This is a genomic window from Mesorhizobium sp. M0898 (assembly GCF_040319695.1).
Classification (GTDB): Bacteria; Pseudomonadota; Alphaproteobacteria; order Rhizobiales; family Rhizobiaceae; genus Mesorhizobium.
In genome coordinates this window covers 89,914-100,190 of record NZ_JAMYOE010000023.1, presented here as the reverse complement: position 1 = coordinate 100,190, position 10,277 = coordinate 89,914, and the positions used below count along the sequence as shown (strand labels likewise).

Below are 10,277 nucleotides of genomic sequence, written 5' to 3'. Positions count from 1 at the left end.
AATGGAAGGAAACGGCAAGCGATCCGAGTGGCGGAACAAGCTCCACCTGATGACGTTACCGGCCTATAGCGACCCCGCTGCGAACGGCATGACGCGGCGCAGCGCAGAGGTGGCTCACGAGGAAAGGAGACAATCATGAGAATGCATCTTTCCGCAGCCGCGGCTGGGTTTTTGCTGCTTGCGGGTGTCGGCGCCGCTGCCGCCCAGGATGTGGTCATCGAACCGCAGCAGGAGACGATCGTACGCGAGTATGTGAAAAAGCAGCCTCTGGCGTCCGTCCAGCTCCCCGGCGTGGAGCTCAATGTCGGCTCGACCCTGCCCGATACCGTCGAGCTTCATGAAGTCCCCAACGTCAAATACCGCTACGTCGTCGTCGACAACCAGACCGTCCTGGTCGATCCAGGCACACGCAGGATCGTGAAGGTCATCCAGTGAGCAAGCGCGTCGCTTTGAAGGGACGTGCGGCGCGTCTAGCATTGTCGACATCCCACACTGCTGCCCGTGTCGGGCATTCGGACGCAGAAAGGCCCGCCGTTTCGAAGCACGGCGGGCCTCATAGCGGAGACGAGGTCCGGACAAGTTCTGAACCAGCATTGGCTTAGAACACATGATCCCAGCACGCCCTGTGCTCGCCAGGCCCGAAACTTTGAGAGAATATTCCTGGCTTCGCATTTCGCGGGAAATACGGTGCTTTGATCCGACGGTCAGCATTCCCGATGATGCCGACAAGGCTTGGCACTCCGCCTGGCCGCAACGACTTCAGAACCGACGGGATAGATCATGTCTGGGAACACCAACACTTTGCACTCATTTTTCTCCGCAAGTATAAACCGGCGCGCCGGTCTCGCTGTACTTCTCGCATCAGCGGTTGCGATTGTCAGCCTTGCTGCGCCGTCGCTCGCCGAGGACAAGACGGCGGTCAAGGTCGGTATCATGAGCGGCGAGGACGAGGACGTCTGGCGCGTCGTCACCGCCCAGGCGGCGGAGAGGGGCCTGACAATCGAGACCGTGGTGTTCAACGACTATACCCAGCCGAATGAAGCGCTCGAGCGTGGCGAAATCGACGCCAACGCCTTCCAGCACAAGCCCTATCTCGACAACCAGATCAAGACGCAGGGCTATCACATCGTCCCGGTCGGCTATACCGGGGTCTGGCCGATCGGCCTTTATTCCAAGAAGTACGCGAAGATTGCCGACCTGCCAGAAGGCGCGGTCATTGGCGTGCCGAACGACCCGTCCAATGAGGGCCGCGCACTGCGCGTCCTGCAGAGCGAACATCTGATCAAGCTCAGGGAAGGCACCGGCATTCTGGCGACGACCACCGACATCGCCGAAAACCCGAAGCACTTGGTCATCAAGGAGCTGGACGCAGGCATCGTCGGGCGCTCGGTGGAAGACCTCGACGCGGCCGTAGTCAACACGGATTGGGCGCTTAAAAGCGGCCTCACACCGGAGAATCGCATCGCCCAGGAGGCGGTGGCCGACAATCCCTACCGCAATTTCATCGCGGTCAAGGCCGGCAATGAAAACCAGCCCTGGGTAAAGACATTGGTCGCCTCCTATCAGAACGAAAAGGTGAAGGCCGAATTCGATCGGGTCTACAAGGGAACCGGCATCAGCGCCTATTGATGCCGAGCTCGACTGGGCGCCGAAGCCCGGCATGGTAAAGCGGTCCGCGCTTCAACGCGGACCGCGATCGCGTTTGCGGGACACCAATACAGGAACTTTCATGAACCAGCATTTCGCCTCGGTCATCGAAGTCATGCATCCCGTCGGCGGCCGCTCCGCGGGACCGAACGATGTCGTGCGCCTCATCGAGCTGAAGCGCCGCTTCGGCGCGACAGCGGCGCTGGACGGCGTGTCGCTCAGCGTGCGCCAGGGCGAGATCCTCGGCATCATCGGCCGCAGCGGCGCCGGCAAGTCGACGCTGATACGCTGCCTGAACGGCCTGGAGCGGCCGGATTCAGGACAGGTCTACATCGAAGGCCGCGACATCAGCCGGCTCGGCGAGCGCGAATTGCAGCCGCTGCGCCGGCGCATCGGTATGATCTTCCAGCATTTCAACCTGCTGTCCGCCAAGACCGTCGAAGACAATGTAGCGCTGCCGCTCAAGATCGAAGGCCGGCCCAGGGCCGAACGCCTGGCGCGCGCCGCCGAGCTGCTCGAGCTCGTCGGGCTGTCGGAGAAGGCGAAAGCCTATCCGGCGTCGCTGTCGGGCGGGCAGAAGCAGCGTGTCGGCATTGCCCGGGCGCTTGCGGCGCGCCCGGCGCTACTTTTGTCCGACGAAGCGACCTCGGCGCTCGACCCGGAGACGACGCGCTCCATCCTTGCCTTGCTGAGGGACATCAACCGGCAGCTTGGCCTGACCATCCTGCTGATCACGCATGAGATGGAGGTGATCCGCTCGATCGCCGACCGGGTCGCGGTGATCGACGCTGGGCGGATCGTCGAGCAAGGGCCGGTGTGGTCGGTCTTTGCCGACCCGAAATCGGCGATCACACAAAGCCTGCTCGGCGGCATCCGGCCGCAATTGCCGGCGGAGATCGCAAGCCGGCTAACGCAGAACGCCGGCGTGGAGGCGATCCTCAGGATCGACGTGGCCGGTGAGGCCGCCCGAAGCCCGCTTTTGTCCGATCTTGCCTCGGCAGTTCCCGGCTCGTTCCGCCTCGTGCATGGCGGCATCGATCACGTCCAGCAGCAGCCTGTCGGGACACTGTTCGTGGCGGTCGCCGGCACCAATGAAGCTCACCTGGCAGAGGTGATCGCGTTCTTGAAAGCCCGCCAAGCGCGGGTGGAGGTGCTTGGCCATGTCGCCGGTTCTGTTTGAGCTTCTCGTCCGTTCAATCTGGGAAACGATCCTGATGACGGCCGCCTCCGGCCTCGTCTCGCTGGTTTTCGGGCTGCCGCTCGGCCTGGCGCTGGTCGCCACCGACCGCGGCGGCATCGCCGAAAACCTGTGGGTGAACCGCGCGCTTGGCGCTGTCATCAATGGCTTCCGCTCGGTGCCTTTCATCATCCTGCTGGTTGCGCTGATCCCGGTGACGCGGCTGATCGTCGGCACCTCGATCGGCACCTGGGCAGCGATCGTGCCGCTGTCGATCGCGGCGACGCCTTACTATGCCCGGATCGCCGAAGTGTCGCTGCGCGAGGTCGACCACGGGCTGATCGAGGCAGCACGCGCCATGGGCGGCAACCGCTGGACGATTATTCGAGAGGTGCTGGTGCCGGAAGCGTTGCCCGGCATCGTCGCAGGCTTTACCGTGACGCTGGTGACGCTTATCGGCGCCTCGGCCATGGCTGGCGCCATCGGCGCCGGCGGGCTCGGCGACCTCGCCATCCGCTACGGCTACCAGCGCTTCGAGACGTCCGTCATGATCGCCGTGGTCATCGTCCTGATCGTCCTGGTCTGCGGCATCCAGTGGGCCGGCGACCGGCTGGTCGCGAGGCTGGACCACAGAGCGTGACCGGCGAACCGCGGCCAATCAACGCCTTTAATTTCCGGGAAAGTTCAGATTGTTCTCGATGGTCTCGCTGGCCCAAGCGAGCTTTTCGCGATCGTCGGGGCGCAAGGGAGCCTCGACCGCGACGGTGAACAAGTGCCAGGCGAGACTGTCGGATAGAAGCCATGTGGTGACCTGTTCGCTGAAGATCACGTGCCCCTTATCGAGTGTCTTGATGTTGCCGGTAATCAAATCCGCACAGTGCAACATGGCCTCGGGGTAAGGGCTATCATGCCATGCCGCTAATGCAGCTGCTACATCCATTCCGGCAAGCACTATGCCCTCCAGCCAGGGAACCGCGTTCCCTTCATCGGGATGCATGGTCATCGCTTTTCGCCAGGCAGCCTGAAACAGCTCCTCGACAGCCTGCTGTTCTTCCAACGGCCAATCGCGCCAGGAGGTCCTTTCGAGCTTTGCGGCAATCACGTTGGCGTCGAACCCCATCGAAGGTTCGCCTTGGATGGCAAGTTCAAGCACTCTCGGCAGAAAGTGCCGGTAGTCATCGACGTCGCCGACCGTCCATATGGCCGATCCGGCATAGGCGCCGAGGTTTTCACCACTGAGCTCCCGAAGCGGACCACTGGATACTCCCCGAAAGATCGATTCCAAATCCTTGTACGGCGAGCCATGCAGGTGGCGGGGCGATGGATAAGACGCGAAAGCGGCATAGACGCGTTCGACTGCGTGGGCCAGTTCAGACGAGAGATCAGCCTCCAGGGGATTTGGGTTGCTCATCCGCTACGACTCCGAACAGGTCTCTGGCTTGCTCTGCGGTATAGTAGCCAAGCTTGACATCCCGAGCGACCAATTGCGGATCGCGCTGCAACGGATCGCCGTAGCCGCCGCCGCCCGGCGTGCCGACGCGCACGCGGTCGCCTGTCTTCAGCGCGATGTCCTGTTCCTTGGAGAGGTGCTGCGGCACATGTTCCTCGCCGTTGCGGAACACGGTGACCGTGTTGACCGCGCCGTCCTTGCCGCCGAGCGCGCCTTGCGGGCCGAAGCGGCCGTGATCCATGACGAAAGAGGCGCGGGCGTCGCCGCGCAGGATCTCTACCTCATAGGCGAGCCCAAACCCGCCGCGGTGCTTGCCGGCGCCGCCCGAGCCTTCGCGCAGCGCATAATGCCGGTAGAGCACCGGGAAGGCCTGCTCCATGATCTCGACCGGCGGCGACTTGGAGATGCCGATGGTAGAGCAGCCATTGGTCAGGCCGTCGTGACCGGCATTGCCGCCATAGCCGCCGCCGGAGATCTGGTACATGACATAATCGCGGCCACGGACCGGATCGTTGCCGCCGAGCGCGAAATTGCCGCTGGAGCCAGCCGGAGCCGCCGTCACCTTGTCCGGCAGCGCCTGCACCATCGCAGCGAACACCGCCTCGGCAATGCGCTGCGAAACCTCGGCCGCGCAGCCCGATACCGGGCGCGGATATTTGGCGTCGAGGAAGGTGCCTTCCGGCCGCTTGACGATCAGCGGCTCGAAGGCGCCGGCGCTGATCGGCACGTCGGGGAAAATGTGCCGCATGGCGAGATAGACCGAGGACAAGGTCGTCGCCAGCACGCTGTTCATCGGCCCGGCGCAGGGCTTTGATGAGCCCGAGAAGTCGAAGCTGAGCGTGTCGCCTTTTTTCTCGATTGCCAGCGCGATGATCAGCGGCTCGTTTACCACGCCGTCTGAATCGACGAAGGCCTGCGAGCGATAGATTCCGTCGGGAATGGCCGATATGTTGACGCGCATCTGTTCAGCGGCGCGGCGCCGCAATTCGGCGATCGCTTCGACAACCGTTTCATCTCCGTAACGATCCAGGATTCCGTTAAGCCTGTCCTGGCCGATCAGCAGTGCCGCCGCCTGCGCGCGGATATCGCCAATGCGCTGGTCGGCGACACGGATGTTGGAGCAGATGATGGCGTAGATCTCCGGGTCGAGCACGCCCTTCTTGAACAATTTCACCGGCGGCAACCGCAAGCCTTCCTGCTCGACCGCCGTTGCCGAGGCGGAGAATCCGCCCGGCACCGAACCGCCAATGTCGGGCCAATGGCCGGTGTTCGACAGCCAGCAGAAGATCTTCCCGTCCCGGTAGACCGGCATGGCGAAGCGCACATCCATCAGATGGGTGCCGCCGAGATAGGGATCGTTGACGATGTAGATATCGCCCGGCTCGGGCGGCAAGCAGCGTCCGTCGGCGATCATCTCGATCACCGTTTTAGTCGAATACTGCATGACGCCGACGAACACCGGCAGGCCCTGGCTGCCTTGCGCGATCAGCGAACCATCGAGCGCCGAATAGATGCCATCCGAACGGTCATTGGCCTCGGCGATAACAGGCGAGAACGCGGCGCGCGAAAACGTCAGGTCCATTTCGTCGCAAACTTGCTGCAGGGCCGCCTGGAGGACCGAAAGCGTAATGGTGTCGAGCTGCGCCATCTCAGGCCTCACCGATGTCGATGATGATGTTGCCGTCGGCATCCGATCGCGCCCGGTCACCGGGCTCCAGCACAGTCGTCGCGTCCATCTGTTCGAGGATCGCCGGACCTTCGATTGTTGCGTCGAGCGGCAACTTTTCCCTGCTGTAGACCGGCGTGTCGTACCAGCGCCCGCCATACCAGACAGGCCGGATCTCGCGCCGCGCCTCTTCGAGCGTTTTGGCGCGCCCAGCCGGGTCGATCAGCCGGGACAGATCGATTGCCGGCCGCACGCCGGTGACCGAAGTGTTGAGATTGACCAGATTGGCGCGGATTTCCGGCAACTGGACCTTGAAGCGGGCGAAATAGGCCTTCTCGAACAGTTGCTGCAGTCCCTCGCGTGTCATCGCAGACGACGGCAGCTGCACGTTTATGATATGCGTCTGGCCGACGAACTGCATGTCGGCGGAATGCGTGAAACGGATTGCTTCCGGCTTCACCGCTTCCTTGCCGATCAGCTCCTCGCCTTCGTTTCGGTGCCGTTCCAATGTCTCGTGGAGTTGGGTTTCATCGAGACTGGCCACCGGCTGGTTGACCGTGTTGACGGAATCATGGCGCAGATCGGCGACGACGCAGCCGAGAGCATTGGTGATGCCCGGCCGCGCCGGCACCAGCACTTTCGGCAGACCTAGTTCGCGCGCCAGTGCCGTCGCATGCAGCGGCCCGGCGCCGCCGAAGGCGAACAGCGCGAAATCGCGCGGGTCGTGGCCGCGCGACACCGAGACCATGCGAATGGCGCCGGCCATCTTCACGTTGCCGAGCCGCAGCACCGCACCCGCCGCCTCGACGCCGGACAGGCCGGTAGGTCGGCCGATCCTGTCCTCGAATATGCCGGTGACCCGCTCGACGGTGACCGGGTTTTCCACCGCGAGCAGCTTCTTCGGCGCCAGCCTGCCGAGCACCAGATTGGCGTCGGTGATGGTCGGCTCCAAGCCGCCGCGTCCGTAGCAGATTGGCCCGGGATTGGCGCCGGCGCTTTCCGGGCCGATCTGGATCAGACCGGCCGCATCGACGCGGGCGATCGAGCCGCCGCCGGCGCCGACCGTATGCACCGCCACCATCGGCACGTGGATCGGCATCGCATATTCGATCTCGATCTCGTTCGACACCGCCGGCTCGGCGTTGCGGATCAGCGCCACGTCGGTCGAGGTGCCGCCCATGTCATAGGTGACCAGGTTTTCGAAGCCGGCGCGTTTTCCGGTATAGGCGGCAGCGATGACGCCGGAAGCGGGGCCGGACATGACGGTCTTGGCCGACTCACGTGTGACAAAGCGGGCCGAGATCATGCCGCCATTGCCGTTCATGATCAGGAAGTCGCGGGCGTAGCCTTTTGACGCCAGCTCCTTGCGCAGCCGCTCGACATAGCGTTCGAGGATCGGTTGCACCGAAGCGTTGACCGAAGCGGTCACCCCGCGCTCGAATTCGCGCGCTTCCGAAAGCAGGGCGTGGCCTGTCGTGATGTAGCCGTTCGGCCAAAGCTCGGCCGCGATCTCGGCGGCGCGCCGCTCATGCGCCGGGTTGGCGTAGGAATGCAGGAAATGGATGACCAGGGATTCGCAGCCGGCTGCGATCAGTTGTGAAATCGCTGTCCGCATCTCGGCCTCGTCGAGCGGGATGCGCGCCGCGCCCGAGGCCTCGACCCGCTCCGACACTTCGAGCCGCAGATTGCGCGGAATGATCGGGACGAACGTGCCCGTCATGCCATAGGCCTGCGGCCGTGTCCGCCGGCCAAGCTCGATGACGTCGCGAAAGCCGCGCGTGGTGATCATGCCGGTCTTGGCCAGCCGGCGCTCCAGGACCGCGTTGGTGGTGGTCGTCGTGCCGTGCACGATGAGGTCGATGCCGTCGACCGGAAAGCCGGTGGCGCCAAGTGCTGCAACGACGCCGAACGCCTGGTTGTCGACCGTGGTCGGGGTCTTGGCGATATGCACCCGGCCACCGTCACGGCCGTCGATCAGAAGGAGGTCGGTAAAAGTTCCACCGACATCGATGCCGGCGACGACGCCGCCAGTTGAATCCAGCGCTTGCGCCGAAAAATTCTGTCCCATTGTCGAAACCCGAAATGCCCGAACTGCCTAGATGCCTTAGTTTGGAAAGCTGTTTTACGGTGGCGTCTTGACGCAAATATCGTTTGTATACTAATAAATTCCGGACACAAGAGCTTACCGCTTCGGAGTGTGCAAACGGCACGCTGGAACCTGACCGGTTCGGGCGCGCAGGTGGAGATTTGGCGCCGGCGCTGAGCCGGCCCAGAAGGTTAGGTTTGATGAACACCACATCCGCGTTCAACACAGCCGGCGCCCGGCCGCTGCAGTTCCCGATACCGGCCAATGTCTATGCCGAAACCGTCGTCTCGGTGAAGCATTATACCGACCGGCTGTTTTCGTTCCGCATCACCCGGCCGCAGTCGCTGCGCTTCCGCTCCGGCGAATTCGTCATGATCGGCCTGCCCAATGCCGAGAAGCCAGTGTTCCGCGCCTATTCGATCGCCAGCCCGTCCTGGGACGACGAACTCGAATTCTTCTCGATCAAGGTGCCGGACGGCCCGCTTACCTCGGAGCTGCAGAAAATCGGGATCGGCGATACAGTCATCATGCGGCAGAAGTCGACCGGCACGCTGGTGGTCGACGCGCTGACGCCGGCCAAGCGCCTGTTCATGATCTCGACAGGTACCGGCATCGCACCCTTCGCCAGCCTGCTGCGCGATCCCGACACCTATGAGAAGTTCGAGCAGGTGGTCCTGACCCATACCTGCCGCGACAATGCCGAGCTCACCTACGGCCAGGAGCTGGTGACAGCACTGGAGAACGATCCGCTGATCGGCGAACTGACCGGCGGCCGCGTCACGCTGTATAATTCGACGACGCGCGAGACCTCCGTGCGCATGGGCCGCATCACCGCGCTGATCGGCTCGGGCAAATTCTACAGCGATCTCGGCATCGACAGGCTCGATCCCGAGACCGACCGCATCATGATCTGCGGCTCGATGCATATGCTCAAGGACGTCAAGGAACTGGCCGAAAGCCTCGGCTTCCAGGAAGGCTCGCTGCACCATCCGGCAAGCTTCGTCGTCGAGCGCGCCTTCGTCGGCTGAGACGCGGCAATTCAGCGTCCACTGGTTTGAGACCCTGATTTTGATCATGCGGTCAAAAATCGGCTGCCTTGACTGCCTTTTTCCGCTATGACTGCTTGAAGGACTCGTGAAGCGCTGCTTCACGGTCTATCTTCGGCATAAGTCGCTGAACAAGGGGCAGGAGATGAGCAGCACAATCCGCGAAACCGATCTTGGCACGTCCAAGATCACGCCGCTGCCGGCGCGCGCCGCCGCCAATGCGCCGATGCCGCAAGCCCATGGCATTGCTCGCAATCCCGGCATGAGGCTCGATCTCGGCTTCATGGAATCGATGCGCGGCGTCAACCGCTCGGCGCTGGAACGCCGCGTCGCCAGCCTGACCAAAAGACGCTCGATCAAGGCCGATAACCAGGCGGCCTGGCTGCTGCGCGCCGTCGCCTGCATGGACCTGACGACGCTGAACTCGAACGACACGGAAGAGCGTGTGCGCAGGCTCTGTGCCAAGGCGGTCAACCCGTTCCGTCGCGACATCGTCGAGGGGCTGGGCATTACTGGTGAAAAGATCCGCCCGGCGGCGGTCTGCGTCTATCATCCCTTCGTCGCCACCGCCGTAGAAGCGCTGCGCGGCAGCGGCGTCCATGTCGCCGCCGTTTCGACCGCCTTCCCGCATGGCCTTGCACCGCTTTCGACGCGCCTGCAAGAGATCGAAGCATCGGTCCGCGACGGCGCCGACGAGATCGACGTCGTCATCCCGCGCGGCCTGGTATTCGCGGCGAAATGGCAGGAGCTCTATAACGAGATCGTCTCGATGCGCGCCGCTTGCGGCGAGGCGCATCTGAAAGTGATCCTCGGTACCGGCGACCTCGCCACGCTGCGCAACGTCATGCTCGCCTCGATGGTGGCGATGATGGCGGGTGCAGATTTCATCAAGACCTCGACCGGCAAGGAAAGCGTCAACGCGACGCTGCCGGTCGGCCTTGCCATGGTGCGCGCTATCCGCGCCTATTTCGAGGAAACCGGCTATCTCATCGGCTTCAAGCCGGCCGGTGGCATTTCCACGGCAAAAGCCTCGCTCGATTGGCTGGTGCTGATGAAAGAAGAACTGGGCCGGCCGTGGCTGGAGCCGGAGCTGTTCCGTTTCGGAGCATCGAGCCTTTTGACCGATATCGAGCGCCAGCTCGAGCATCATCTGACCGGCCACTACTCGGCCAATCATCGCCACGCGATGGCGTGATTCGGAGCAC

9 protein-coding genes are annotated in these 10,277 nt (G+C 63.3%); 6 read left to right on the top strand and 3 right to left on the bottom strand.

Annotated elements, in window-relative coordinates; all coding sequences use genetic code 11:
* The first annotated feature begins 135 nt into the window (after nt 1–135).
* The 4 genes from NKH90_RS22060 (at nt 136) to NKH90_RS22045 (ending at nt 3,464) form a co-directional block, all read left to right on the top strand.
* Nucleotides 136–435 (top strand): DUF1236 domain-containing protein, encoded by a 300-nt coding sequence (locus tag NKH90_RS22060; protein ID WP_352614254.1) that lies wholly within the window; start codon nt 136–138, stop codon nt 433–435.
* Nucleotides 436–780: 345 nt separating this feature from the next.
* A complete protein-coding gene (locus NKH90_RS22055) occupies nt 781–1,629 on the top strand; it encodes a MetQ/NlpA family lipoprotein (protein ID WP_352820855.1) in 849 nt (282 codons plus the stop codon).
* A gap of 133 nt (nt 1,630–1,762) precedes the next feature.
* Nucleotides 1,763–2,827 carry a methionine ABC transporter ATP-binding protein gene (locus NKH90_RS22050; RefSeq protein WP_352540028.1) on the top strand — a complete coding sequence of 355 codons (1,065 nt, stop codon included), beginning with the start codon at nt 1,763–1,765 and terminating at the stop codon, nt 2,825–2,827.
* Nucleotides 2,808–3,464 carry a methionine ABC transporter permease gene (locus NKH90_RS22045; RefSeq protein ID WP_352820853.1) on the top strand — a complete coding sequence of 219 codons (657 nt, stop codon included), beginning with the start codon at nt 2,808–2,810 and terminating at the stop codon, nt 3,462–3,464. The genes NKH90_RS22050 and NKH90_RS22045 overlap by 20 nt, the downstream gene beginning before the upstream one ends.
* A 27-nt stretch (nt 3,465–3,491) precedes the next feature.
* Here the strand turns inward: NKH90_RS22045 and NKH90_RS22040 are convergent, their stop codons facing one another.
* From NKH90_RS22040 to NKH90_RS22030, 3 genes are read right to left on the bottom strand one after another with little or no spacing between them, the layout of a single operon-like run.
* Nucleotides 3,492–4,235 carry a hypothetical protein gene (locus NKH90_RS22040; protein ID WP_352820851.1) on the bottom strand — a complete coding sequence of 248 codons (744 nt, stop codon included), beginning with the start codon at nt 4,233–4,235 and terminating at the stop codon, nt 3,492–3,494.
* Nucleotides 4,207–5,922: a hydantoinase B/oxoprolinase family protein gene (locus NKH90_RS22035; protein ID WP_352820849.1), complete on the bottom strand. Its 1,716-nt coding sequence runs from the start codon at nt 5,920–5,922 to the stop codon at nt 4,207–4,209. Before NKH90_RS22035 ends, NKH90_RS22040 begins: the two co-directional genes overlap by 29 nt.
* 1 nt (nt 5,923) lies before the next feature.
* Nucleotides 5,924–8,008, bottom strand: coding sequence for a hydantoinase/oxoprolinase family protein (locus NKH90_RS22030; RefSeq protein ID WP_352820847.1), 2,085 nt, complete (start codon nt 8,006–8,008; stop codon nt 5,924–5,926).
* A gap of 218 nt (nt 8,009–8,226) precedes the next feature.
* On the opposite strand from NKH90_RS22030, the gene NKH90_RS22025 reads away from it, so the two are divergent.
* Nucleotides 8,227–9,054, top strand: a complete 828-nt coding sequence (locus NKH90_RS22025) for a ferredoxin--NADP reductase (RefSeq protein ID WP_352820844.1) — start codon at nt 8,227–8,229, stop codon at nt 9,052–9,054.
* 163 nt (nt 9,055–9,217) lie between these two features.
* A complete protein-coding gene (gene deoC / locus NKH90_RS22020) occupies nt 9,218–10,267 on the top strand; it encodes a deoxyribose-phosphate aldolase (protein ID WP_352473098.1) in 1,050 nt (349 codons plus the stop codon).
* Nucleotides 10,268–10,277 lie beyond the last annotated feature (10 nt).

Coding starts and splice junctions, on each gene's coding strand:
- NKH90_RS22050 (WP_352540028.1), top strand. CDS start 1,763: ATGCATCCCGTCGGCGGCCGCTCCGCGGGACCGAACGATGTCGTGCGC.
- NKH90_RS22045 (WP_352820853.1), top strand. CDS start 2,808: ATGTCGCCGGTTCTGTTTGAGCTTCTCGTCCGTTCAATCTGGGAAACG.
- NKH90_RS22055 (WP_352820855.1), top strand. CDS start 781: ATGTCTGGGAACACCAACACTTTGCACTCATTTTTCTCCGCAAGTATA.
- NKH90_RS22040 (WP_352820851.1), bottom strand. CDS start 4,235: ATGAGCAACCCAAATCCCCTGGAGGCTGATCTCTCGTCTGAACTGGCC.
- NKH90_RS22030 (WP_352820847.1), bottom strand. CDS start 8,008: ATGGGACAGAATTTTTCGGCGCAAGCGCTGGATTCAACTGGCGGCGTC.
- NKH90_RS22060 (WP_352614254.1), top strand. CDS start 136: ATGAGAATGCATCTTTCCGCAGCCGCGGCTGGGTTTTTGCTGCTTGCG.
- NKH90_RS22025 (WP_352820844.1), top strand. CDS start 8,227: ATGAACACCACATCCGCGTTCAACACAGCCGGCGCCCGGCCGCTGCAG.
- deoC (WP_352473098.1), top strand. CDS start 9,218: ATGAGCAGCACAATCCGCGAAACCGATCTTGGCACGTCCAAGATCACG.
- NKH90_RS22035 (WP_352820849.1), bottom strand. CDS start 5,922: ATGGCGCAGCTCGACACCATTACGCTTTCGGTCCTCCAGGCGGCCCTG.